The sequence below is a fragment of the Hoeflea sp. EC-HK425 genome (assembly GCF_902498795.1).
GTDB lineage: Bacteria > Pseudomonadota > Alphaproteobacteria > Rhizobiales > Rhizobiaceae > Hoeflea > Hoeflea alexandrii.
Genome location: NZ_LR701566.1, coordinates 1 through 23,707, shown reverse-complemented (window position 1 = coordinate 23,707; position 23,707 = coordinate 1). Strand labels below are relative to the sequence as shown.

At 54.7% G+C, this 23,707-nt stretch carries 25 protein-coding genes and 1 pseudogene; 14 read left to right on the top strand and 12 right to left on the bottom strand.

What is annotated here, in order from left to right; all coding sequences use genetic code 11:
* The 5 genes from SPHINGO391_RS25070 to SPHINGO391_RS02245 all read right to left on the bottom strand — a co-directional run.
* Positions 1-274: hypothetical protein (locus SPHINGO391_RS25070; protein WP_210385745.1), on the bottom strand; the 274-nt coding region annotated here is incomplete at its 3' end.
* Positions 275-636: 362 nt separating this feature from the next.
* The gene (locus tag SPHINGO391_RS02260) at positions 637-1,056 is read right to left on the bottom strand and encodes a very short patch repair endonuclease (protein ID WP_152007314.1); all 420 of its coding nucleotides are present in this window, start codon (positions 1,054-1,056) and stop codon (positions 637-639) included.
* Positions 1,031-1,765 carry a GIY-YIG nuclease family protein gene (locus SPHINGO391_RS02255; protein ID WP_152007313.1) on the bottom strand — a complete coding sequence of 245 codons (735 nt, stop codon included), beginning with the start codon at positions 1,763-1,765 and terminating at the stop codon, positions 1,031-1,033. Before SPHINGO391_RS02255 ends, SPHINGO391_RS02260 begins: the two co-directional genes overlap by 26 nt.
* 477 nt (positions 1,766-2,242) lie before the next feature.
* On the bottom strand, positions 2,243-3,427 hold the full coding sequence (dcm, locus tag SPHINGO391_RS02250) for a DNA (cytosine-5-)-methyltransferase (RefSeq protein WP_244615087.1): 1,185 nt from the start codon (positions 3,425-3,427) through the stop codon (positions 2,243-2,245).
* 417 nt (positions 3,428-3,844) lie between these two features.
* Positions 3,845-4,684 carry a hypothetical protein gene (locus tag SPHINGO391_RS02245; protein WP_152007312.1) on the bottom strand — a complete coding sequence of 280 codons (840 nt, stop codon included), beginning with the start codon at positions 4,682-4,684 and terminating at the stop codon, positions 3,845-3,847.
* Between the two features lie 251 nt (positions 4,685-4,935).
* Between SPHINGO391_RS02245 and SPHINGO391_RS02240 the strand changes: the two genes are divergently transcribed.
* Positions 4,936-6,042 (top strand): IS5 family transposase, encoded by a 1,107-nt coding sequence (locus tag SPHINGO391_RS02240; protein WP_152007317.1) that lies wholly within the window; start codon positions 4,936-4,938, stop codon positions 6,040-6,042.
* A gap of 302 nt (positions 6,043-6,344) precedes the next feature.
* Complete coding sequence (locus SPHINGO391_RS02235) at positions 6,345-6,911, top strand: transposase (protein WP_152007311.1); 567 nt, start codon at positions 6,345-6,347, stop codon at positions 6,909-6,911.
* A gap of 467 nt (positions 6,912-7,378) precedes the next feature.
* Here the strand turns inward: SPHINGO391_RS02235 and SPHINGO391_RS02230 are convergent, their stop codons facing one another.
* On the bottom strand, positions 7,379-8,029 hold the full coding sequence (locus SPHINGO391_RS02230) for a hypothetical protein (protein ID WP_152007310.1): 651 nt from the start codon (positions 8,027-8,029) through the stop codon (positions 7,379-7,381).
* 412 nt (positions 8,030-8,441) lie between these two features.
* Between SPHINGO391_RS02230 and SPHINGO391_RS02225 the strand changes: the two genes are divergently transcribed.
* A complete protein-coding gene (locus tag SPHINGO391_RS02225; protein WP_152007309.1) occupies positions 8,442-8,780 on the top strand; it encodes a hypothetical protein in 339 nt (112 codons plus the stop codon).
* Between the two features lie 774 nt (positions 8,781-9,554).
* Here the strand turns inward: SPHINGO391_RS02225 and SPHINGO391_RS02220 are convergent.
* The 5 genes from SPHINGO391_RS02220 to SPHINGO391_RS02200 form a co-directional block, all read right to left on the bottom strand.
* Positions 9,555-10,577: an RES family NAD+ phosphorylase gene (locus SPHINGO391_RS02220; protein WP_152007308.1), complete on the bottom strand. Its 1,023-nt coding sequence runs from the start codon at positions 10,575-10,577 to the stop codon at positions 9,555-9,557.
* A gap of 5 nt (positions 10,578-10,582) precedes the next feature.
* Complete coding sequence (locus tag SPHINGO391_RS02215; RefSeq protein WP_152007307.1) at positions 10,583-11,518, bottom strand: sce7725 family protein; 936 nt, start codon at positions 11,516-11,518, stop codon at positions 10,583-10,585.
* A 7-nt stretch (positions 11,519-11,525) separates the two neighbouring features.
* Entirely contained in the window at positions 11,526-12,416 is an 891-nt protein-coding gene (locus SPHINGO391_RS02210; protein WP_152007306.1) for a sce7726 family protein, read from the bottom strand.
* 420 nt (positions 12,417-12,836) lie between these two features.
* The gene (locus SPHINGO391_RS02205; RefSeq protein WP_152007305.1) at positions 12,837-13,709 is read right to left on the bottom strand and encodes an ImmA/IrrE family metallo-endopeptidase; all 873 of its coding nucleotides are present in this window, start codon (positions 13,707-13,709) and stop codon (positions 12,837-12,839) included.
* A complete protein-coding gene (locus SPHINGO391_RS02200) occupies positions 13,706-14,026 on the bottom strand; it encodes a helix-turn-helix transcriptional regulator (protein WP_152007304.1) in 321 nt (106 codons plus the stop codon). Before SPHINGO391_RS02200 ends, SPHINGO391_RS02205 begins: the two co-directional genes overlap by 4 nt.
* A 149-nt stretch (positions 14,027-14,175) precedes the next feature.
* Between SPHINGO391_RS02200 and SPHINGO391_RS02195 the strand changes: the two genes are divergently transcribed.
* From SPHINGO391_RS02195 to SPHINGO391_RS02145, 11 genes and pseudogenes are all read left to right on the top strand, one after another.
* Positions 14,176-14,400: a DUF2188 domain-containing protein gene (locus SPHINGO391_RS02195; protein ID WP_003571562.1), complete on the top strand. Its 225-nt coding sequence runs from the start codon at positions 14,176-14,178 to the stop codon at positions 14,398-14,400.
* An 80-nt stretch (positions 14,401-14,480) separates the two neighbouring features.
* Positions 14,481-15,212 carry a toll/interleukin-1 receptor domain-containing protein gene (locus SPHINGO391_RS02190; RefSeq protein ID WP_152007303.1) on the top strand — a complete coding sequence of 244 codons (732 nt, stop codon included), beginning with the start codon at positions 14,481-14,483 and terminating at the stop codon, positions 15,210-15,212.
* A gap of 18 nt (positions 15,213-15,230) precedes the next feature.
* Positions 15,231-15,899 (top strand): hypothetical protein, encoded by a 669-nt coding sequence (locus SPHINGO391_RS02185; RefSeq protein ID WP_152007302.1) that lies wholly within the window; start codon positions 15,231-15,233, stop codon positions 15,897-15,899.
* 265 nt (positions 15,900-16,164) lie between these two features.
* A pseudogene (locus tag SPHINGO391_RS02180) lies at positions 16,165-16,281 on the top strand (IS481 family transposase); the annotation flags it as partial.
* A 417-nt stretch (positions 16,282-16,698) separates the two neighbouring features.
* Complete coding sequence (gene repA, locus SPHINGO391_RS02175; protein ID WP_152007316.1) at positions 16,699-17,910, top strand: plasmid partitioning protein RepA; 1,212 nt, start codon at positions 16,699-16,701, stop codon at positions 17,908-17,910.
* Positions 17,911-18,118: 208 nt separating this feature from the next.
* The gene (repB, locus tag SPHINGO391_RS02170; RefSeq protein ID WP_152007301.1) at positions 18,119-19,126 is read left to right on the top strand and encodes a plasmid partitioning protein RepB; all 1,008 of its coding nucleotides are present in this window, start codon (positions 18,119-18,121) and stop codon (positions 19,124-19,126) included.
* Positions 19,127-19,317: 191 nt separating this feature from the next.
* Complete coding sequence (gene repC / locus SPHINGO391_RS02165; protein WP_152007300.1) at positions 19,318-20,631, top strand: plasmid replication protein RepC; 1,314 nt, start codon at positions 19,318-19,320, stop codon at positions 20,629-20,631.
* 551 nt (positions 20,632-21,182) lie between these two features.
* Positions 21,183-21,431 carry a plasmid stabilization protein gene (locus tag SPHINGO391_RS02160; RefSeq protein WP_152007299.1) on the top strand — a complete coding sequence of 83 codons (249 nt, stop codon included), beginning with the start codon at positions 21,183-21,185 and terminating at the stop codon, positions 21,429-21,431.
* Positions 21,428-21,841, top strand: a complete 414-nt coding sequence (locus SPHINGO391_RS02155; protein WP_152007298.1) for a type II toxin-antitoxin system VapC family toxin — start codon at positions 21,428-21,430, stop codon at positions 21,839-21,841. Before SPHINGO391_RS02160 ends, SPHINGO391_RS02155 begins: the two co-directional genes overlap by 4 nt.
* A 334-nt stretch (positions 21,842-22,175) precedes the next feature.
* Positions 22,176-22,430 carry a type II toxin-antitoxin system CcdA family antitoxin gene (locus SPHINGO391_RS02150; protein ID WP_152007297.1) on the top strand — a complete coding sequence of 85 codons (255 nt, stop codon included), beginning with the start codon at positions 22,176-22,178 and terminating at the stop codon, positions 22,428-22,430.
* Complete coding sequence (locus SPHINGO391_RS02145; RefSeq protein WP_210385744.1) at positions 22,418-22,708, top strand: CcdB family protein; 291 nt, start codon at positions 22,418-22,420, stop codon at positions 22,706-22,708. The genes SPHINGO391_RS02150 and SPHINGO391_RS02145 overlap by 13 nt, the downstream gene beginning before the upstream one ends.
* A gap of 31 nt (positions 22,709-22,739) precedes the next feature.
* On the opposite strand, the gene SPHINGO391_RS02140 is transcribed toward SPHINGO391_RS02145, so the two are convergent.
* On the bottom strand, positions 22,740-23,707 hold a 968-nt coding region (locus SPHINGO391_RS02140), incomplete at its 5' end, for a site-specific integrase (protein WP_152007296.1).

The following is a 23,707-nucleotide window of genomic DNA, read 5'->3' as shown; positions in this document are numbered from 1 at the left end:
ACGCACCTTCTATTTGTGCTCGGCGCAGCTTCCAAATTTCCTTGAGATCAACCCGATCAGCCTTGAGACTTGGATCATTAGTAAAGGCCCCGAAAGCGGGCTCTTTCTGGCGACGGACACTGAATTGTTGGCACCCTCGATGCCGATCCTCAGGCCAGCCTCTCCCATGGTCTCTGTAAACGGTGTTTTTGATTTTCCGCTGTCTTCCCCCCATTACTTCATAATAATGAATCGAGATTCGTTTGTTATGAATCGCAGAAACGTACAGGGTCATGGAACACGATTTCAATTGGGGCCGAGCGAGATCAGGCATTGTTCGAGCTGGCGCAGCATGACCCGAGCATGGTTGGAACGACATGATTGCAGCGTTTGGCGTGACGCTGGATCAGAAAAGCATCTCTGTAGAAATCGCCATCCAATAATACGCGATGCAAGATCGCCGGGTTCATTTCCGGCGCGATACCACGGTCGCGCCATTGCCACGCGAAATGTGGGTGCCATCGTAGTGGCGATGATTGCCTTGCTAAGCGAAACCCGTGATCGTTTCAGTCAACAGGCCTAGAGCAGCATCGCATCACTGTAGGTCTCAGCGCCGGCAGGGGCGGCGCCAGTCGCTCCCGCTTCGCTTCCGTAGGCCTAGTCCAGAAACTCACGCAGCGTCCGCTCGAGATGGGCTCGATCTTGGACTTTTGTCTGGCATTCCCAAATCGTGAGGACGCTCCAGCCGGCGGCCTTCAGGGCAATTTCGTTGGTGGCATCGCGCTCAACGTTGCGGGCTATCTTCTCGCGCCAATATTCCGCGTTCGCTTTTGGCTGTCGCGCGCCCCGGCTGCAGTCATGCCCGTGCCAAAAACAACCGTTGACAAAGATGGCCTTGCGGCGTGGGCCGAAGACTAGGTCAGGCTTGCCGGGGAGGTCCTTGCGATGAAGCCGGTATCTGTAGCCCATGGCGTGAACCAGCCGGCGCACGACCATCTCGGGCTTGGTGCCTGCGGATTTTACCGCTCGCATGATGCCGCTGCGGACTGGATCAGTCGTTGTCGTCTTCTTCGACATTCTCCGCCTCGACGGACAAGGAGCCGCCCAGCGCCTGATAGCGACGGTCGGCCAGCCATTGAAGCCGTTTTGCCTGGGTAAGCAGCACACGGCGCAGGCCGCCCTGAACTTTTCGCTCCGATATGACTTGGGCCAATCGCGAAATTATCAGCGATCGCCGCGCGATCCGGAAATCGGGATGGCTGCGGATCTTGGCGACGTCGTCGGAGACGACGCGCATACGGAACGATGGCGGTATCTCAACTTCCACGGTCGGGGCCGGCGGATCTTTCTCGTTGAGGATGGTTTTGAACTGGCTGCCGGCGATCGCCTTGCCGTAGACTGCGTGCTCAAGGGCGTTGAGATGCGCCCGGGCGGCAGCGCGATCGGCGGCTCCGCTGACGTCCTGGAATTGCGGAAGCGGATAGACCTCGATTTCATAGACTTCGAATGGGTCAAGGACGCTCATCGCCACTGCATCCGTCCTCTGATTGGTCAGATGCCGTCTGATCCTGGTGCGGAGCATTTCGTTTGTTTGCCCGACGTAGATTGGTTCGCCGTCATAGTCGTAGAAGATATAGACGCCCCAACGAAAGTTGCCGACGCGGCGCGTGCCGCCAACGACGGGGTCGTCGAACTCGCTGTCGAGGAAAGTCACAAGGTTCCGACGCAAGTCTTCGGTCTCAAACGGCGGGATGTTGATTTCGTCTGACATGGTCGTGTCGGTCATTTCGGCCTTTCGAATTGGCGTCACTCCGATTCGACATGAACTATACCGCCGCGCGCAGCGAGTGTCTTGGGCCAGCTCGCCGCGCCAGTGAGGTGGTTTACAAGATCCGCGAAGTTGGGACTGTCAACTTGATCACCGAGATAACTATGAAAGACGTGTGACAGCGTCGCGCCCGTGATCTATTGCGGCGTCGCCACCCTGACCGCGGTCTCACTCAGATCCCCAGCTCTAGATGAGCTTGGCGTCGTCCATCTGTTTGAGGGCGCGCTGCACGAACCTGCAATTCGCTTGAAGCGCCGCCAAGCATTGCCCACGACATCGGTAGCGTCGATCGTAGCGTCCCGAAGAAGGCCGCTGTCTCGGGCCTACTTCCAATCGCTTGTGTGGTTCTAGAGCAGATGGACCTACGGCTTGAGCTCCTCTGCGAACTTCTCGTTTTGTCGCGCCGAACGGCGTTCTGTTCGCAGAGGTTGATGTTCACGCCGCCGCAGCGTCTTTCATCTTCGCGCGCTTGAGAATAGGCTCTATGACGTGCTGCGCAAGGTGTCGCACGACCGGGACTGCCACGCCGTCGCCGGTCAGATGGTATGCTTCATTGTAGTTCTTGGGCAGCACGTATGTTTCGTCGAGGCCCATCAGCCGAGCAGTCTCACGGGACGAGATGAGGCGCGAACGGATGCGATTGCCGTCCACGACGATGATCACCTGCCTCGATGAGCCGCCGGCAGGGGTGCGGAGGCAGCCGGCGAGGTCGTCGAACCGAACCTCTGCGCGCTGGTGTTTGACGCCCTGCTCGACCCGTGTGCGCTTGTAGACAGCCCCGACCATGCGACGTCCTGCACGCTTTGCTGCTTCCACTTTCGCGAGATTGATAGCTGACATCTGCCCCAGCAATCGGCTTGTCTCGGCAGCGGTGTGCCAGCTCACACTTTCCGGCGTCTCTTCGATCAGATCGGCGAAAACGGTGTTGCGATGCGGTGGCGTCGGCATGTTCCACCATAGCCACTTCGCCTTGGCGGCATCGTCAATGCGGCCGTAGGCGGTTTGCAGGCCCCTTGTGTGAAAAGGCTCGATCGGTCCAGGCGAGACCATCTTCTCGTCGAGTTCGACATCGTCGCGGACGCCGACGACAAACAGGCGAGGGCGCGACTGCGGTACGAAGAGCGCCGCGTCGATGACCATCGCGCCATACCGGTAGCCGTGTTCCGCGAACGTTTTGCAAATGGCGGCGAAGTCCTTGCCGCCGTGACTGGTCAGCGTGCCGGTGACATTCTCCAGCGCGACGACGCGCGGCGCCCGATCTTCAGTAATCAGTAGCTTTATGATGTTCCAAAACGGATAGAAGGTTCCCGAGCGCTCGCCGCGCAACCCGGCGCCGCCGCCGGCAAGCGACAAGTCCTGACAAGGAAACGATGCCCAGGCAAGATCGGCGGCTCCAGGCAATTCGCTGGTCTCGACCTTTCTGATGTCGCCGACCTTCATAACGGTATGGCTGTTCTTGTCCCAGTTCGACTGATATGCGACGCCCTTCCTGAAGTCGAAGTCATTTGCAAAAACGCATCGCCAATCGTCGCCGAGACCGGCGCGCGCCATGCCGCCGCCGGCGAAGAATTCGTAAAACGTTGGCTTCGCGTCGGTCATTCTGTCCTCGAAGTTGATCATGCGATTCGACTCAATGTAGCCGAATGTCGTTCATTTTTCGTTCTCACACTACCAAGTTTCAGGAGAATTCCAAGACAGCATGCGTCTGTTTCCGGTTCTGCCTTTGGTGAACCTATCCGCTCGCACCTTATGTCCAGCAGGCATCCAGCGTTGACGTCATCCCGCATTCGCCAAATAGGGTAGTCGAACAGCTATGTGTATGGTCAGGTGTCGCTGCTTACGCCTGTGTTCGGTTTCGTCATGTCAACGATACCAACCCGACGTCGCGGTCTTGCGCCTGACTTGCTTATACAATTTGCCGCAGCTGGCTTCGTCCGCATCGATCCTTGAGGTGTCGAGACAGGCATTGAGCGTCTGCATGATGCGCTGCCTCAGTAATCGGACCTTTAATGGATTGAACAATCGCTCGGCACACGGTTACGCATCAGCGGCTACTCTTACGTTTGATTGCAGATCCCGTACGATATTGGAAATTGCGGTAATGTTTGCCCCCATGACAGACCTTGCACTTGCCTCGAAATCACAATCGACCGCAAAAAACATTCCGCTCACCAGGTACCCAAAATGGTTTTCAGTCTTTCTTATGACGAACGGTGAATGCTTTTCGTAGTCGATCAATCTGGCGTTGGGATCCCAGGGATTCACATTGCGATGACCCTCGTTGGATCTAAGCAGGGCTGTATTGCCTGCGCCAAAAGTCATCAGACTAGTCTCGTCCATCCAGACCTTCTCTTCATTTGCAAAGACAGTGGATATGCGTGGGTCCAGTTTGGAGGGCTCAAACCTGACGGTGTACTGAGTAAAAACTCCACAAAACCATTCTGAACTGCGTACTTTAAATTCTGTCGGATAGACATGAAGCCTATGTAGCACTTGGTTATATCTATTGGCCTGACGGGTCATTACGCCACAACAAACATTTATGGCCTCCCATAATTGGGTAAATTGCAGATAGAACGGTGTATGATTATCAATCTTGTCAAACAAGACGTCACGAAATCCAGCAATATTATCTAAAAATGTTAGCATGTTATCGTTAGTAAATCCAAGTATGATGTCCGAATCGCGAAGTTCTTCGACTATGCATCGAAAAAATTCGTCTGGATCCGGGTGGTGCATATATTCATCACGTCCGAACTGAATGATTTCCGTGTGTTCACCCCGTGTTGCATGTCGCAAGGCGCCTACGCAGGCCGATATGTATCTAGATACAAAATCATTCTGATTGCTTTTAAAATCTAAAACAAAGTATTTCATGCCAACTCCTAAAAAATATGACTCTTATAATAATATGTATTTCACAGCAAGTCAACTTATTAATTATGTATTTAAAGAACAATTAAGTTGTATTGAACCTATAAAGCTCTTAGGGATAAAAGTATTAGAGTGTAATATCAATTCTTGTTACACGAAATCAGATCCGTCGGGCCGCCTTTGCGCGCCGGTGGTGCTTAGCTGGACGCCTCTAAAAACCTCGCCAACTTTGCGGTGATCTGATTCAATCGGTGTTGGTTGAATCGGAGCATTGGCGATGCGGGGGACAGGCTGGTTTTTGGGATGTTGATGAGCGATATGCACTGCTGAGCGAGGCTGGCGATCCGCTGGTGAAGCTCAACGAGGTGGTTCCATGGGAAGTTTTGCGCAAACCACTGGCCAAGGCGCTGAAGCGATCGGACGGTGCCAAGGGCGGCAGGCCTCCGTTTGATCCGGTCATGATGTTCAAAATCCTGGTCCTGCAGGCGCTCTATGATCTGTCCGACGACCAGGCTGAGTTTGTTATAAACGACCGACTTTCGTTCCTGCGGTTCCTTGGGCTCAGCCTTGGAGACAAGGTTCCGGATGCCAAGACGATCTGGCTTTTCCGGGAGCATCTCGTACAGGCGCGTGCGATCAACAATCTGTTCGCTCGTTTCGACAAGCATCTCTCAAAGTCGGGGTATCTGGCCAAAGGCGGACAGATCGTTGACGCCACCCTTGTTGCAGCACCCAGGCAGCGCAACAGCGATGGTGAGAAGGAAGCGATCAAGTCTGGCAAGACAGCAAAAGAGATCTGGCCGGATGAACCGGCAAAGGCAGCCCAGAAGGATGCCGATGCAAGATGGACGGTGAAGTTCTCGAAGGCCAAACCCGATGTCGATGGCACGGTTCGCCAGCGTGACATTGCGGTTCCCTCCTTTGGCTACAAGAACCATGCCGCCATCGACCGGCATTGCGGCTTCATTCGTGGTTGGAATGTCACCAGCGCTTCGGCTCATGACGGCGCTCAGCTTCGCAATGTTCTCAACCCTGACAATACCGGTTCAAAGGTTTGGGCTGACACGGCATACCGGTCCAAGAAGAACGAAGCTTGGCTGGAGCGGAACGGTTATGAAAGCGATATCCATCACAGGAAACCGAAAGGCCGACCGATGAGCGAGGCAACATCAAGGGCGAATGGCCGTCGCTCGAAAGTCCATGCGTTTGTCGAGCATGTCTTTGCCCGTCAGAAGTCACAGATGGGGCTTTTTATCAGAACGATCGGAATCGAGCGGGCGCGAGTGAAGATCGGGATGGCCAACATCGTCTACAATCTGACCCGCTACGTCTGGCATCAAGGGCGAACTGCGCCTGCATGACGGAAGTCCGGCATCTATGGCGCCCAAAGCTTCCAAAACAGCATTCAATAGCGAGCCTGTAGCCCCGAGATCACCGTCCCTCACGCGCCAACACGGCGGAAATCGCAGATTCGGTGAAAATTGTTCGGTAAATCGAGGCATCCAGCTTTTTGTTGTTGCTGGGGTAGGTTGAGCACGAAGAAGAGCGCCTTGCGCTCTACGCTGCCGATCACGCTCGCGCATGTGATCCCTAATGATCGCACAACCGCCCGTGAAACCGCGTTCGTCCACTGCCCGGCAGTCGATATGAAGTATCGGCGAGAGTGACGAATGAGTTCGAACACGCCGGTCTGTTTCACCGCATGCGCGTGGCGAGACTGTCCGATGTTGTGTGCGCTGACGTCTTAGCTGCTCGAAGAGGAGACCCTCGCACCAGCATCGATGAAGACCTGCTGGACCTGCTGATGAAAGGCCGCACGTCCGTCGACCTAATTGGCAAAACCGGGGCCTTGGCAGGACTGACCAAGGCGCCCGCGGAACGTACGCTGAGCACGGAAATCGACGCCCATCTCGACGAAGTGCGCATCGAAGAGGTCGCTGCGGAAGGCAACCAGCGGTCCAATCGGCGCAATTGCAGCAGTCGGAAGATGGTGACGACCGACAGCAGAAAGGTAGTTCTCGACATTTCCGGAGATGGGAACAGCACCCTCTACACGATGTCGATTGCCAAGTATCAGCGGCGCTTAACCGGTTGGTGTGGAGCTCGCGGTCGGCCGAGTTACGGTAATACGAAAACTTATTACGTATGTGCCATACGCTCCGACCGCCTGGCCATGATCGCGCTCGTATTCGAATGCAGGCATTGCAAACACGGGGTACTCAACCGATGAAGAGGTATCGGTTGTCGGCCGCGCGGCTACGATTCCGGCTGCATGACCAGCGTCTATCGCCTTTCCAAGCTGCTGAAACACAGTCGCCATTTCGGGATCATCCGTGTCCAGGCCTGGGTCAGGGACATACCCAAAGCAGATTTTTCCTTCGTCATCTGTCACGACCAGGACCGATCCAACTGCTGTCGCATGCGCGTGACAGGCATGAGTCATGCAGGCTTTTGCCTCCCCTTCGCAGAGCCGGTCTTTACGATAGCGCATCCGAAGCTCTGCGATTGAAGATGCCGGCGTAATATTGCCAGCGGCGAGATCTGCGATCATTTCCGGGATCGGACTTTGCTGCATAGCTCGCTGCATGCGAGATGCGCTGTGAATTCCTGCAAGAGTTGGCATTGAAGATTCCTTTTCGGTTCTGTTGTTGAAAGAATAGATTCGATAGGGGCTGAGCTATGACTCTCCCGTCCAGCTCATTGCGAAACGCCGGCATGACCGGCGCTAGCAACAGTCGAACGCTCCTGCATGATCTGCATAGCGTGCTCGACGACCAGAAATGGTAACTCGGATGGAACTACCGGAAACCAGAGCATTCCGGTGGGAAGGCCAAGGGACTCAGCAAGCCCCGGACGCAGATGACTGTAATCGGTGTAATGTGCCGTCGCAGCTACCATTGCTGCAAATGCGCCTTGGCCGTCTGTGCGAGAGTTCAGTTCAATGGTAAAACCGTAGCCGCCAAAGCCAAAAAAATCGTAGTCATATTTTGAGGTCTTCGCCGAGCCCGCATAGGTAATCCTGCGGGTAAGGTACGGCTCAAAGGACTCTCCGTCGTCTCCGGTTGGATGCCATCGACCAGCAATTATGATTTCTTGATGTGAGCGCAGATCATGAGCTGTGACATATCGGATCTCGTCTTCATGATTTGCCAAGAAAGCATGAATCGGATGCTCTTTCGGAGCAGTATCGTCCCCGATAGCAGCGGTTATGCTGCCGTTCCTGACAATGATTGATGCATTTTCGCCAGGCAGCAGCAGCCGGCCGGCATATTCGTAGTTGGAAATTTTTCCGGTTCGTGCTGCAGCATCATACTCGTGGATGAAGTTGTATTCGTTATAGCAATTCATTTTTATACTCCTCATTCTTCAACTATATTATTATATAAAACTATATTGGTCAATAGAAAATTAGTATAAAATGTCTAGCCTATAATACAGAACGATTATGTGCAATAAATTCCAGAGTTTAATATTCTCTATGTGTGGGCGTAATGAGGGATTAAGACGCTTGGTCAAATCCGCTGAAGCCGTTTTCCTGCCTCTACAGAAGGCGCCCTCGCCCGGTAGAGGGTTCGCTTCAGATTTCATTTGAAGCTCCGCTTCTATAAGTAGAAATGCATAGTATGACAAATAAATATAAAATCACACTACTTACTATATAACTTGATATAAAAACATTTCCGAATTAATATTTTATTCATATATTGACGGAATTAGTTTTATCGAATACTATATATGTAGAAACAAGGGAGTTATTGGTATGAAATATTTTGTATTGGATATAAATGATGGGCCGAATGGAGTCGTTGAAAATTGTTTGGATGCGCTTCGGCTCGCGACATCGCCAATTGAGGACGAGATAATTTGCTTTGCGCACCATGAATATGTGAATCCTTACTTTGAAGAAGAGTTGTTTGAGAAAGTTATCGACCAGTTGAGAGATGCAGATATCCTGATCAGTTTTACGGACAGGAATTTTTTCATATCTTATGGAAAAGATCCAATTTTTAAGGAATTATTCTATAAGAAGATCGACAGTCGAACGCCGTTCTTTTTTCAATTTATGAATGTGTGGGAAATGTATTATGGGCCGGGGTAGGGGTACTCAGAGTATCGCAAGCATTACACTGATTTATTGGAATATCTTGAGGTGTTTCCGACCGGAATACGAATCTACAATCCAGATAAGTCAGAATATTTTACGCATTACACTCCAGAGTTCGAGCCCATTCTGATAAATCCGAACGCATCCCGAATCTTTGAAGTTGGGAGAAACGTCGGGATTTTCGAGGCAAACCTGATGACTTTCGGGGAGGGAAATTCGGCGTTGCTAACATCGCATGATCGCAATATTCATGACGGGACACGTGATCCTGGCGCCGGGCTCCCCGATTTTGAAAGGCATTCGCCCTTCGTCATTCGAAACACCGAAAAGCATTATGGCTTCTTTGTCAGTGGGACATTGATGGCGGTCAGGTATTATCATCGCGCCGAGCAGTCGGCCGTTCCCGAATCAAACGTAGTCGCAATATCGAACATCGTTCGTGAGTTACAATCAAATGTCAGAATGACGACAGATGCATAATGGCTTGGATGCGCGGGCCGGTCGAGGTGTGATAACCAAGCGGCGGCCAGCCCTGCCCCATCGTTGGATGATGTTCGATGTCCGTCCGAAGTGATCATAGTTTAACTTGACTGGTTACGCGACTTGCGCGCGCTGAGAACAGATTAACCCTCGACCGACATGTTGGTTCACAAGCGGCCGATAAACACATTGGCCGGTTTGCGCCCTCGTGTCGGCCATCCGCGCATTCGGTTGGAGATCCTGAAATTTGCTGTTCGCGAGGGCCGCCGGTATTAAAGTGCGCTCTTCTCAGGTAGCGACCACTTGAACCGACACCTTAGATACGTTGTAGAGCGCTACCGTGCCGCCTACTGCCTGAGCGGGATCGAACAGCGCGAGATTGATACCATCACTGACCGAACTACTATAGACCACCCCGTCGAAACCTTTCTTTTTGATGAATTCACACAGATACTGGCTCGGAATGTAGTCGATTGCCGCGCCCGCTGGCTGCACTGGCCGCGTCAATTCCTCACCCAGACGCACGAGAAGTGGCAAGTCCGCGCGCAACTGACCTATGGCGCTCGACTCGGACAAGATGAAGGGTGAGACGAGCTTGCGCGGGTTGCGCAAGTCCACAGCCTTGATCTCGGGGATCGCGAAATCAGCAACGCAAGCAACCTCGCCCGTATGCGGTCTGATCTCAGCTACAGCCGTATCTGGAAGTGAGCCCAGATAGAGATAGGGGATGCCGGCCGGATTGGCCCGCCCATTGGACGAGCGTCGTCTCGGCGGTGCACCCATCTTCTCGATCGGAAATGTCTCATCCTCGGTGCGGATGCGCGCTCGATGCCATTGCCGGGGTAATGGGGGTGCAATCAACATGTCGAGCAGCTGTTCGAGACGCTCTTCATTAATTGCAACGTCGAGAAACCAACGATTTGCATACATCATCTCGTCACGCAGCTTATCCCACTGCGCGAGGCCTTCGCTGATATAGCTTGCCGACGGGGCGAAACTGCGTCGGACTATCTCACCGTCATCGAGGATCTCACCGAGCAGTTCCTTTGCGTGGGCAATGTCCATGCGAGGATGACTAAAGAGCTGCCAGTCCTGCTTCATCCATTCAACCAGCGATTTCCCGTCCTCACTCGGCTCATAGACATTGACGAGCAGCTCAAAAAAATTGGCGAGCTTGCCCGGCTCAACGAGTTGCGTGTCCATAGTCCCGCAGAAATCACATGCACCATGGCCGGGTTCGAGTGATGGGAAAAGCTGATCGCGCAAGCCGCGATCGTCGAAGCATTCCGGGCAGCAAAAGCGTTGTGCCATCGGGCTCAACCAAGATAGTAGGCAAGCGTCTCGATGTGATGCTTCATCGAAAGCTTTTTGATGTAGCCGAGGCCAGGGAAATGGCCCTTAGCATGCAGGCCGCGAAACTCTTTGATCGCATCCGTCTCAAGAATGTGGGAGGAGCCGCTTTCCAGTTTTGCGATCAGTTTCGCCAGCGCCTGCGCAAACTTGCCGGCAGGATCGGTTGGCGTGTCCTTTGTCGTTGAGACGAAGTGATGGATGTACATGACATCGTCCTTGTCAGGATCGATGAAGGTCAGGTGTATCGCAACAGCGTAGGCCGGACCTCCGCCCTCGCTGTAGACGTCGCCGACTGTCAGAAAGTCGCCAAAGCCAGCCATGCCGAGATCGCCATAGGTGACGTGAAGATCGGAGAACTCCTCCAACGGCGGATAATCGGCATTGCGCTGCCGCTTGAAGCCGTCGCGCACTAGTATGCGCGTGCTCTGGTCGAAATGTTTACGATAGAGCAGCTTTGCATGGTCTTCGACGAAGACGTTCATAAGCTCGGTCATGCCGTCTTCCAGTCTGGCTGCAAGCGCCTTGGGCTCAGTGAAGCCAGCATGGACTAGCACGGGATGATGATGGGCATGATGGTCATAGCAGGCCATCACATCGTCTACGGACATGTCGCTACGCAACAGTATGCCTGCGGCTATATTGTCGGAACCATCAAAGCCTTCTTGAAGGAGGCTGGTGATGCTCGTACCGTCGTCCTGATGGTCGCCGTGATAGGGGTTCACAATTACTATTGCGCGGCCGCCAGCGGCGCAAACTGCGGTCAAGGTCTTAGAGAGGCCGCCCAGCGCCTCACGCACGGGCTCAATCACAGGAACAAAATTCTTCTCTGCGAGCAGAGTCGCCATTTCTCGAATCGTAATGAGCTCAAACTGTTTTCCGCGGAAATAGGGGTGGTACATGCGTCAGTCAGCTCCAGGCCATGGCCGCACGCAGCGGTGTCGCGACGGCGTCTACAAGTCGCGAATGGTCAGCGCGGCGTATTGAAACGGACAGCGCCGCAGCTTGCAGGGATTTGGGAAGACGATCGACTAAGTCGCCTAGCGGTGCGAGATCGCGCGTCCGCTTGAGTGTTCGCACCATCTCGACATGAAGACCAACCGGGTCGAGCGCGGCGAAAAGGTCACTCATCACGGCGTGTCGCTTAGTATTGGGAAGCTGCGGCACCGTTACGCCCATCGCCTGTAAAATCGCGATGGCTTCTGTCATGCGCAACGATTCAAAGACGGTCACCGGGCAAATACGCTCGGGGCAATCGACCGCTTCGCGCATAGTCTTGATCCGATAGCGCTTCGAAAGGCACATCACTCCGACATCGTCTGGGACAGTTGCAAGCACGCCCTCAACATGTCCTTCGCTAGCGATCACGTTTACTTTGGCAAAGACACGCTTATAGTTCTCGACTTGGTTGGCGAGCCGCGCGAGCGTGTCCCGCTCCGACTTGATTTCATAGACGGTAGCAGTGCCGTTCAAGATAACAAGATCCGCCTTGCAACTGCCAGCACGGAACTCATTGAGCATCGAGGCCGTGCGGAGCGAGTGCGTTCCCATCAGCACTTTGTGGCTGATCGCCGCACGATAAATGTATTCGTCGCGGTGCCCCGCAACCTTTAATATTTGGAAGGCCGAGTCGAAAGTGTCGCCGACAGTCGCGCGTTGGTCGGCGTGCTCGATCAAATCGGTTTGCACGATCAGCCGACGGAACAAACTGGATCGGCCGTTCTTCGCCATTTCACGAAAAACGGTAGCGGAGAACAACCGTGTCAAAGCAGGCAGGTGGGCTGGGCTGTAAATGTTCATTCCTTTACTAGAACCGCAAATTGGATCGTGAAACCGAAGCCCCTTTTAGCGCAATACACTCCAACATGGAATCGGGATTTGGCTGCATCAAGCTGAAAGGCTGGCCAGAGCGTCAACAGAATGCTCGGGATTGAAACGGATCTCCGTTACTTCTGCTTTGATTGAGTGGCCTCTCGAAACCAGCCAGTCCCCTCACGGCCCCGAAGCGGCCAAACAGGATTGCGCCCCGACATCAGACATAGAGAGTGCGTCAGCAGATACCTGGAAGCGGTTGCTGACCAGATGGCAATGGCCTACACGCAAAATTGCTCAAGGTGTCGCAAAAGTGCCTTCGTGCACCGTCTGAAAATCAGAATAACCGCGACGTTGCTTAATGGCTTGGCGGGGCTAAAAGCAGCAATCTCTCAATGGTGGGCCATCTTAACGGCGGAACCGTGGTGTCCAACTTTCTTCCAAGGCTTCGATCTCCTTGGCGTCCTCAATTTCATCGGGAGCGATAAAAAGCAGGGTGAGCCGGTACCCCTCCCGTTGAAGCAGCGTCTGCTCTAGCACTTTTGGTAAATGAGAGCGGCCTTCATCGTTTAGCCAGACACTTCCCTGAATTTCAGCCCATTCAGACGGACCGTGTGCGCGGTCAGTGGACGGCCTGGAGAGGCTTCGCTCTGGAAGGTGATCTTTGTAGCGAACCGATAGAGGGGGAAAATCTTTCGTCGCTTTAGTGTATCGAATGATACCGTCTTTCGAGAAGACGAACGCGCAGCAATCATCGGTCAGCTCGACATACCGGGCTACAGTCGCCTCGACGCTTGTCCCGTATTGTCTAGCAAGCGTTTTGATGTGCTCTACGTCGGCATCGCCTAGTTTACGCATATCGGAAACAAACCATGGCCTTGGCATGAGTAAGCCGGCCGCGAACCTATTGGCTTCTGTTTCCTGTTTTTGAACAACCGTTTCGGTCCGCCGCTCGCTCATGTCCTTTTTCGTGCAGCGCTGATCCCCCTTATGCGACGGGATCAAGAAATGTCCGATCTCGTGAGCGATGGTGAAGCGCCGACGCCCCCCTTTTGTCCCGGCCTTGTAGAGGATGACGCCTTTCTGCTTTTCTGGATCGGTGGTGAGGCCGCCCTCGAACTCCTCCGTTTCCATCTCCAGAATGTCGATAATGTTGATAGAGCGGGCCAAATCTTCGATTGGGACCGGCGCTGTCCAGTGCGGGTGATGGCGTAGGATGCAAGCGATGATGGACTCGGGTGCGGCACAGTCCGCGAGATCCATCATCAGATCGTCGTTCATTTCGATTCCTTATCCTTCAGGCGGTCGGCGACAACACGCAGCGTTTCCCAGTCCTTATCCGAAAGCTTGCCGCCAAATTCACGGAAAAACTGTAATGAAGATTGGTCGTGTTCGTCCGCTTTGTCCTCGGCAAGGTACTGAACGGTCACGTTGAAATGAGTTGCTAGTTTCTTCAGAAGCTCAAGTCCTGGATTGGTGCTGGTTCCCTTCTCCAGTTCCCAAATATGAGCCTTCGAGACAGACACGGCATCGCCAACTTGTTGGAGCGACTCTCCGCGCTTCAACCGAAGCTCCTTGAGCTTCGACGCTAATGACATTTCCGATCTCCCTAAATGCTCTGCGGAAGGAGCCAATATGTGGAAAACGCCGTTCTGTCAAATGAACGATACGTTTGCAGTTGACAACGCAGTCATCGTTCACCATATCTTACGACATGTTCGCATCAGGATGGAAAAAGGTGATGAAGATGTCAGGAAAAAACCAACACGTTGTGCCTCACGCGAATGGTTGGGCAGTGCAGGGTGCCGGGAACAGCCGCGCCACTGCGGTTCACTCTACCCAAGCTGAAGCAACTGCTCATGCTCGTTCGATCGCGCAGAACCAACAGTCGGAACTGTTGATCCACGGCCGAAACGGTCAGATCCGTGAACGCGACAGTTATGGCAATGATCCCTACCCACCAAAGGGCTGATCCACCAAGACCGCGTTCATAACGCGGTCTTTTTTGTGAGGGTATCCGCGAACCGGCGGATCTGGAAGGAGAAGTACGGTATGGCTAGATGCACCGCCCCAGTAAGGGGCCATCGATCAGCCGCTGCGGCTGCCGACTGTCCTGCCTGCGGAAGCCGCTACGGTGGCTATAGCAGTTACAGGGGATATGGCGGCGGGTACCGTTCTGCCTCGGCTCATTCATACTTGTCGTATGGAAGCAGCAGTAGCCGAAGCGGTAGCAGTGGTGGATCGGGGGGCCGCCGCACTACAAAGCCGCGTTGGTCGGGAGCCGGTTCGGCTGTGTGGTATACGCCCGAACAAGTGCAATCGCTTACGCCTGTTCGTGAAAATGTTGAGAACCTAGCGGCGTCGCAGCCTGACCTTCGGGACGTTTTTCTTTGTCACGCTTGGGATGACAGGCAAGGATCTGCCAAGGAACTACATGACTTGCTCGAAGCGCGTGGTGTTCGTGTGTGGTTTAGTGAGAAGGATCTTGGCCTCGGGGTGCCGATGATGCGGGCCATCGATAAGGGCTTGGTGAATTCCCGCGTTGGTATCGTTCTCGTGACTCCGGCTATGCTGCACCGCCTGCCGGCAGAAGGTATTGCAGACAAAGAGCTGTCGGCGCTTCTTAGGCGTGAGCGGCTCGTCCCAGTTGTTCACGGAACAACTTATGAGGAGCTGGAGCAAGTCAGCCTTCTGCTAGCCTCCAGAGCTGGGCTGAGCACTGCCGAAGAGTCGATGGCGGAAGTCGCGGCTAAGATCGCCGAATTAGTTGTCACTAAGTCTTGATGTTTCCGGGAGATCGAGATGTCGATGCGCCGCATACACCTTCGCAAACTCCTCAAGATTACGTTCCTCGCGGAAGGTCCTCGCCGATCGGCGCTCCGGGCCGACATTCGAGAGGATCGTGCGCGAGCGGCGGATGTCGGTGGCAAGGGCGGCGGAGATTTCTACTGGCCATTCTGGAGTGACGCGAAGCGACATGTTTTCGGTGTGCACGATCTGCACGCTGCGACTGATGGACGGATTGCTGGAAATGGTCGCCGGCAAAACCTCTATCCGCAGTTACGGGATGGTTTCCTACTTTGGTGGGACGAGAGGCGCCGGTGGACGAACGCACCCTTTGCGCCAGGACGACAGCTCGGGACGCAGTTTCCGCTTCCCGGGCTCAATGCCGTAGTGAAGCTCGACAACATTTTGTCCGCCCGCGATGGTCGTGGCGATGAGCATTACGTTTACCCCTATTTCTCAGAGACCCCTGTTCTGGATGAGCAGGGTGCACGGCTCGGCCTATGGCTGTTGGGCCAAGCACTCCTCACTGTACCTCACGAGGAGATCCGGATTCTGGACGTCATTCGCGGCGAACCCTTCTCAATTGATCGCTACCCGCTTGAGGGAAACGAAGGGGACGACTTTCGCGACCGATACGCGACCCTCCTTGAGGAATGGGAGGTGCTTCGAGCAGAATACGACTGAAGGTCTTGCCAGCAGATGTCAAAATGCTGCTCGCGGGACACCGATGCATCCGAAGCCGTCGCAAATACTAGGCTTTTGCGACAGGAATCCTGTAGCAATCTCAGCGATGTAGATTGTTGTCGTGAAACTTAGTTTTCCACAACAACCGCGTTAGCTACGCGCCCTCATCTGGGTCATAAAGGCCGCATAGGTTGTTCCCGAAAGAGGACATTGTTCAGACCCACATCCGGTGAATGCTCATCATTGGGTAAGGCGACGCCCCCTCGTCCATGTCTGAATCGACCACGCCTCTCGAATCGCCCTAAATCAGATCCTGCCTGACGCAAAAAAGGAGAGCGCCGTCGCCTTATTGCCCGTCATGCTCGCCTATTACGAAAGCCTGCCGGATAATGGATAATCGGTTATCACGGTAGTTCTGCTAGCGCGGACCTCAGTTTACACCGGCATCCACTCCCTAAAGGGCCTTTTCGCGACTCGCTTTGCTGAGTCGAGGTGGAAGTTGGCTGATTCCTGGGATTCTCGGCTGATCGCTGCGTGCCAATCGGAAAATCTGTCGACTGGCCCAAGCAGAAATGCAGGCAAAAAATTCTGGCTACCTATCTCATCGTTCTGCCGTAACGCTATGAAAAACCGTAGGAAATTGCTTCGCAGAGTGCGATATTTCGAAATCAGAGCCGGTTCGTGATAAGGGCTCGTTAACCAAAATATTCTTGCTAGGCCACGCTTGCTGCGTATGATCACGGAAATTCGCTCGTTCTGCGAAATAACCGTGATTAGAGAGATTAGCGTGAACGCTCCGATGCAGATTAATAGATCAGACCTTCCTGATGTCGACGACGTCATTGGTGCCCACGCTGAACTTCTCGGCTCACAGTTGCATAGTATCAGCGAAACTCTGTTTCCCCCTGCTGCAAGCAAAGCGCTTCGCAAGTTCACTTCAGGCGAAGTGGCGAAACTGATCGGCGTCTCGGATTCGACGCTTCGCAAAATGTCATTGGCAGGGGAAGGCCCGCAACCGGAGACCACCACAAACGGCCGACGCTTATACTCACTCTCCGAGATAAATGATTTACGACAGATATTCGCAAAAAACGCCCGTGGACGCGAGGCGATTGAATTCGTTCCACACCGGCGGGAGAACGAGCACCTTCAAGTGCTTGCTGTTACCAATTTCAAGGGAGGGTCTGGCAAGACGACGACCTCTGCGCATTTGGCACAGTATCTGGCGCTTCAGGGGTATCGTGTACTCGCAGTTGATCTTGATCCCCAAGCCAGCCTGTCTGCGCTATTGGGTGTTTTGCCCGAGCTGAACGTCGGTCATAACGAGACGCTTTATGCAGCGATTCGATATGACGAAGAGCGGAGGCCGCTAGGTGATGTGATACGCAATACGTACTTCCACGGTCTCGATCTTGTTCCAGGTAATCTGGAGCTAATGGAGTTCGAACATACGACACCAAAAGTGCTTGCTGATGGAACTGCATCTGACGGCGGAGCAATCTTTTTTGCTCGGGTCGCAGCTGCGCTCGACGATGTCGCTGACGATTACGATGTAGTCGTGATCGATTGCCCTCCCCAGCTCGGCTTTTTGACACTCAGCGGCCTGTGTGCCGCAACGTCAATGATAATAACCGTTCACCCTCAGATGCTGGACGTGTCATCGATGAGCCAGTTCCTTTTGATGACTCGTGACCTGCTGGGGGTTGTTCGCGATGCCGGCGGCAGGCTCAAATTCGATTTCGTCCGATATCTGTTGACGCGTTATGAGCCGCAGGACGCTCCTCAAACGAAAGTAGTTGCGCTGCTCCGCAATCTTTTTGACGACAATGTTCTCACCAATCCGATGGTCAAGTCAGCTGCTGTTTCGGACGCGGGCCTGACTAAGCAGACGCTTTATGAAATTGGACCCGGTAGTCTTACGAAAAGCACGTATGATCGAGCAATGGAATCTTTGGGCCAAGTGAACGGTGAAATTGAAGATCTTATGCGTGCGGCGTGGGGGCGGCCATGAGCGGGGCCCGACACAAATCTGAGATGAGCGTGTTGAGAGTTCCCAACACGCGGCATTCTGTTTGGGGCGCGATGTACATCTTGATGTTTGTTGGGAGCTCCCAACAACAGAGTTGTCCCACCGATCCTATGTACCGAAAACACTCTTGTTGGGAGTTCCCAACAACCCCCCTCCCCTTAAGCGAATGGTCAAACTTAGGTGTCCAGTCATGAGCCGCAAGGATGCGATCAATTCCCTTTATCTCAAGAAACCGTCATCGGCTCCGGGCGACGCTGAAAAGCTGTCAGAACGCGTTCGCACCGGCGCCATTTCTGCGATGGGAACGTCCCTTAAGCAGATGACCGATGGTGCCAAGCTGGCGACCCGGCTGCAGGAGCAGCTGGAAAAAGGCGATCTTGTTGTCGAGATAGAGCCCGATGCTGTCGAGCAGTCACCCATAGCAGACCGCATCCCCACCGATGTTGACCCAGCCTTCGACGAACTTGTGCAGTCCATTTCCAATAGTGGGCAGCAAGTCCCTATTCTCGTCCGCCCCAGTCCCACCGGACAAGGGCGGTTTCAGATTGCCTATGGGCGCCGCAGGCTAAAAGCTGCGAAGATACTCAACCGTCCAGTTCTCGCGATAATCCGAAAGCTGACGGATCAAGAGCTAATTGTCGCCCAAGGTCGGGAGAACCTCGATCGCGAAGATCTCTCATTCATTGAGAAGGCTTTCTTTGCGAAGAATCTAGAGGACTCGGGGTGCGATCGATCGACAATTGTCTCGGCGTTGTGCTCGGACAAAGCGGACGTCAGCAGATACATAGCTGTTGCACGTCGTGTACCAGAGCACCTCGTAAAACGCATTGGGCCAGCACCGAAGGCCGGTCGTGCGCGCTGGCTAAAGCTGGCGGACGGGCTTGCGCATGCCGGCGATTCCTTCGAGGCAGACGCGATCTTCAGCGATGACAAACTCGCCGACGCTAATAGCGACCTGCGATTCCAGGCGGTTCTGCGCGCAGTTGAGCCCAAGAAAACGGATGGAAAACCCGTAAGCTCGAACATCTGGAAGACCCCGAGCGGAAAGCATGCGGCCACGATTGAGAACCGTAGCGGCCGAACGGCCCTCATTTTCGAAGACAAGGTCGTTCCGGAGTTTGCGCGCTTCGTTTCTGCGCAGCTCGGCGATCTTTATCGACAATTTCAATCCAGCAGCCAAGAGGAGCGCAGCAACTGACTTAACGACGGAATTTCAGCCAGAAGATAAATTGGCAAAGAAAAAGGCCACCGAAATCGCTTCCGGAAGCCCCTTCTTTAGTCTCAGCAACTGAAGAATCGCACTTCCGAGAATCACAGTCAAGGCTCTTTTGAGCCGTGAGCGCCTTTTCGGCGAGCAGTTTTCTATTGCCTAGCAATAGGTGACAGAAAATGCAGACGCATATGACAACGACGCCCTTCGGGCGGCGGCCGATGACGCTTGGCCTGATGGCAAGCCAAGTCGCCGCAAAATCAATGCCAAAAGACGCAAGTGTCGAGAAGTGGAAGGTCTTCCGTTCAATCCGTGAAGCCCGCGACCTTGTGGGCGCCACAGACCGTTCCCTGGCTATCCTGAACGCACTCCTGTCGTTTCATCCGGACAGCGAGCTCTCCAGTGACGGCACACTCATCGTTTGGCCATCGAACGAGCAGCTTATGGCACGCGCCAATGGAATGCCGCCGACAACGCTGCGCCGGCATCTGGCGGTCCTCGTCGATTGCGGGCTGATCGTGCGGCGGGATAGCCCGAACGGAAAACGGTTCGCGCGCAAGGGCAGGGGCGGCCAGGTTGAGCAAGCCTATGGCTTCGACCTCTCGCCGATCGTGGCCCGCGCCGAGGAGTTCGAGCAGCTTGCAGAATCCGTGCAGGCCGAGAAGAAGGCCTTCAAAGTTGCCAAAGAGCGCCTGACGCTGCTTCGCCGCGACATCGTGAAGATGATCGACGCCGGCATCGAGGAAGGGGTTCCAGGCAACTGGGGGCGCATCCAGCAGATCTACCAGGAGATTATTGGCCGGTTGCCGCGATCAGCACCGCGGCAATTCATAGAGAGCCTGTCCGATGAGCTTCACGAGCTATGGGCGGAAGTGCATGACATTCTGGAATCCTTCACAAAAACACAGAATCCGGACGTCAATGAGTCCCATTCTGAACGCCACATACAGAATTCAAAACCAGACTCTAATTTTGAATCTGAACATGGCTTAGGAAAAAATGATGAAGCGGGCGGCACGGCCGTAGAAACCGATAACCTGCGGAGCTTGCCGAAGCGAGAGCTGCCATTGGGGATAGTGCTGGATGCTTGCCCCGATATTGCGGATATGGCCCAAAGCGGGGGAATACGTCACTGGCGTGATTTCTTGGCGGCTGTGGAGGTGGCCCGGCCGATGCTGGGCGTCAGCCCCAGCGCGTGGCTGGAAGCCTGCGAGGCCATGGGCGACCTTCAAGCAGGAATTGCGCTGGCTGCGATCTTGCAGCGATCCGATCAGATCAACAGCGCCGGCGGGTATCTGCGCAGTTTGACCGACAAGGCGAGGGGCGGCCAGTTCTCGACGTGGCCAATGGTGATGGCGCTTTTGCGCTCCAAGCTCGATACGAACAAGAGAGCGGTTCAATCCAGTGCTGAGATGCCTGAAACCGACCACAGCGAAGAGGGCTGGGAAGTGTCTGACGCTCTCCTCAAAACGCTCAAGAGGCCAAAATCGTGACTTGGTCCGATGTGACGCCCTCACCGTGTAACAGACAGTCGAAGGCATTGCGCGATGGGTCTGCGAACGTCCAACCGAGTGCGCTCGTGCGCTATGGCACGTCAGCGGACCGAGCGGTTGTGGCAAGTTTTGAGCCTTCATCGAAGACCATGGCATTTCTCCGCTCCATGACTAATTGCGCGAAATCGTCCCGAATGTTGATGAAGCAGGTTTCTCTGCAAGGGTGCTCCGAGCTTTACGGTTTGTTTGCCATGTTTGGCCTAAGGTCAAATCACGCGATTTGTACTGCGTTCGCGTCTATTGTTCGCCTTGGCGCTTCTGTCTTAGCGTCGTCGGCGAGACCGCTGCTCGGGGCGCGGTCGATCGGGTTTCTTACCGAAGAGGGCGGTCCTTTGCGTCGGCTGAGACTCCGACGAAAGCCTGATGTTCGAAGAGAATGGATACAGATAATTGTTCGGTTAGAGATGGGATTGGGATGGCATGCTTTCACCTGCCATCTTGATGGCAGATGTTGTCTTCGCTATATTGGGTCAAGATAAGGGAGACCAATTATGGCTGAACCCCAACTCTCCGTCCGAAGCTCAAAAGCCCGCGATCTGGCGCACCGTCTTGCCCGGCGCGAAAACCGCTCAATTGCCGATGTCGTCGAGCGGGCTCTCGAATCTTATGAGGTTCGGGAGGCTGGTCGTGAACCTGCGTCTCTTTTCTACGCACGTCTTACGGCTCAATCTGGCACAGACATTGATCTCGAGGCCGTTGTCCGTGAAAACAGGCAACCGCATCAGGCCGTTGAGCTTTGATCTTTCTCGATACGAATGTAATTTCTGAGAGTCTCAAAAAAGCGCCCAACGAAGCTGTTATCGCCTGGCTGATCCGACATGATGCGGAACTGGCATTGTCAACGGTGACAATCGCCGAGATCGCGTATGGCATCCAGAAGATAAGACCGGACCAGCGTGCTGATCGCTTGGAACAGGGGCTTGAGGATTGGCGACGCCGTTTCGCGGATCGGATTTTCGGTTTGACCGAGGAAGCGGCGCTTGCCTACGGGGAAATCATGGGCGCCGCGGTTCGTCGGGGACGGCCCATGTCGGCGCCTGACGGAATGATCGCAGCTATCGCCCGCGTCAATGGTGGCCGCCTGGCAACTCGGAACCTCACCGATTTCGAGACCACCGGGCTTGATCTCATATCTCCCTGGGATTTCTGAAGCTTCTTGAAATCTTCGCATCGTGAATAGAATAGGGGAGGGGGATCTGTCGGCTCCAAAGCCCGGCTGCTTTCGTCAAATTGACCCTGAACCGATCACGCCGTCGCTGATACTTCCGGGTCGTGTCCGCTGAGGCGTGACCAAGATAGTTCTCTCTATCACGTTCTGACAGAACTACGCGGCCACCGGCTGCTTGGGCAGCCTTCTTTGTCCGATATCAACGACGCAAACCGGAGTGAATAGTCCAGAAGAACGGCGGCGGGATAAGCGGTCTTGGGTTGCGTACTGCCTTGCTGCGGTATATATTTACGGTATGAGATAGGAGCATATCGTCATGACAGGTGCACTGAAGCGCAAGACCTCTGTGACGTTGGATGCAGATGCGCTCGACAGCGCGAGAGAGCTGCAGATCAATGTGTCCGCTGTGGCTGAAGCAGCGCTTCTCAAAGCCATCGTAGAGGCTCGAAACAAGAAATGGCAGGCGGAGAACGAGGCTGCATTTGCCGCGCAAGCGGAATGGCATGAGCGCAATGGTCATCCTCTGGCCGATATCATTGCCGCGCCAGGCGGGCCTTCGTGGAACAGTTGAGACGGTTCGATGTGGCCCGGTATCAGGGCGTGTTGATGGTGGTTGTGGAAAGCGACCTGTTGCCTCCGGATCCCGCCGTCGTTGTTATTCCTCTGCTACCGGATTATCCGGCTGTGAAACAGCTCAACCCCGACATCGACTTTGAAGGGATGCGCCTTATGCTTGCCACCCGGTTGATTGCTGCGGTGCGCAGGGCAAGCCTGCAGCGGGTCGGTAATGTTGCAGATCAGGGCGATCAGATAACACGCGCGGTCGATGTTCTTATGGCGGGTGTTTAGATGACGAAACCAGCGGGGCTACTGAGTACCTTCATAGCCCCGCAGCTTTGGTAAGGTTGACCCGGAACCGATCGCGCCGCCGCTGATACTTCCGGGTCATGTCCGCCGAAGCATGACCAAGCTGCTTTTGCACGTATCGCTCATCAACTTCCGCAGACGAGGCAAGCCCGGCGCGCAACGAATGACCGCCAAACAGATTCTCCCGATCAGCTTCTGAGAGATCTCCACGTACGCCAGCAGAAAGGGCAGTCTTCTTGACCAGGCGAGCAACTTCCTGGTCGTTGAGCCGATCCGGCCCGACATTCTTGCCTTTTCCGGTCACGCGACGGAAGAGGGGGCCCTTGGCGAGTTTCGCGAACTTGATCCAGGTCTCGAGCGCCACGACTGGGCAGGTCGCCTCGGACGAACCGCGGCCGATTTCCACTTCGCGCCATCCGGTCTTGCCGCGCAGGGTGATCAGCAGCCCCTTGTCGAGAATCTCGATCCAGCCACGACCGTCCTCCGTCTGGTCACGTCCGAGGTCGAGGCCGGTGATTTCCGACCGCCTAAGGCCGCCAGCAAATCCAATCAGCAGCATTGCCCGGTCTCGTAGACCACGCAGGGTTCTGCGGTCCAACGTCTCAAGCATGGCAATCAGGTCTTCCGGCAGCAGTGCCTCCTTTTGCCGCGGCGGGGCAGCGTGTGTGTTGCGAATGCCGGCCATCACAGTGGCGATGGCGCGATCTTTTCGATCAAGCATCATGCCGCGTTGAGTACAGTTCCAGCCAATCGCGGCCAGGCGCCGTTCGATCGTCGAAACGGAGTTTGGCTTGCCGCCGCGCGTCGCCGTGCCAATGGCACTGCCAGAGGCGCAGGCGGTGATGTAAAGGCCGACAACTTCCGGATCCGGGGGGAGGGGGGCCAGATTCTGGCGGCGGCACCAGGCGGAAAAATGCTTCCAGTCGGACGCGTAGGCGCGGCGTGTGTTTGCGGAACTGGCGGCCTCGACATAGCCACGCG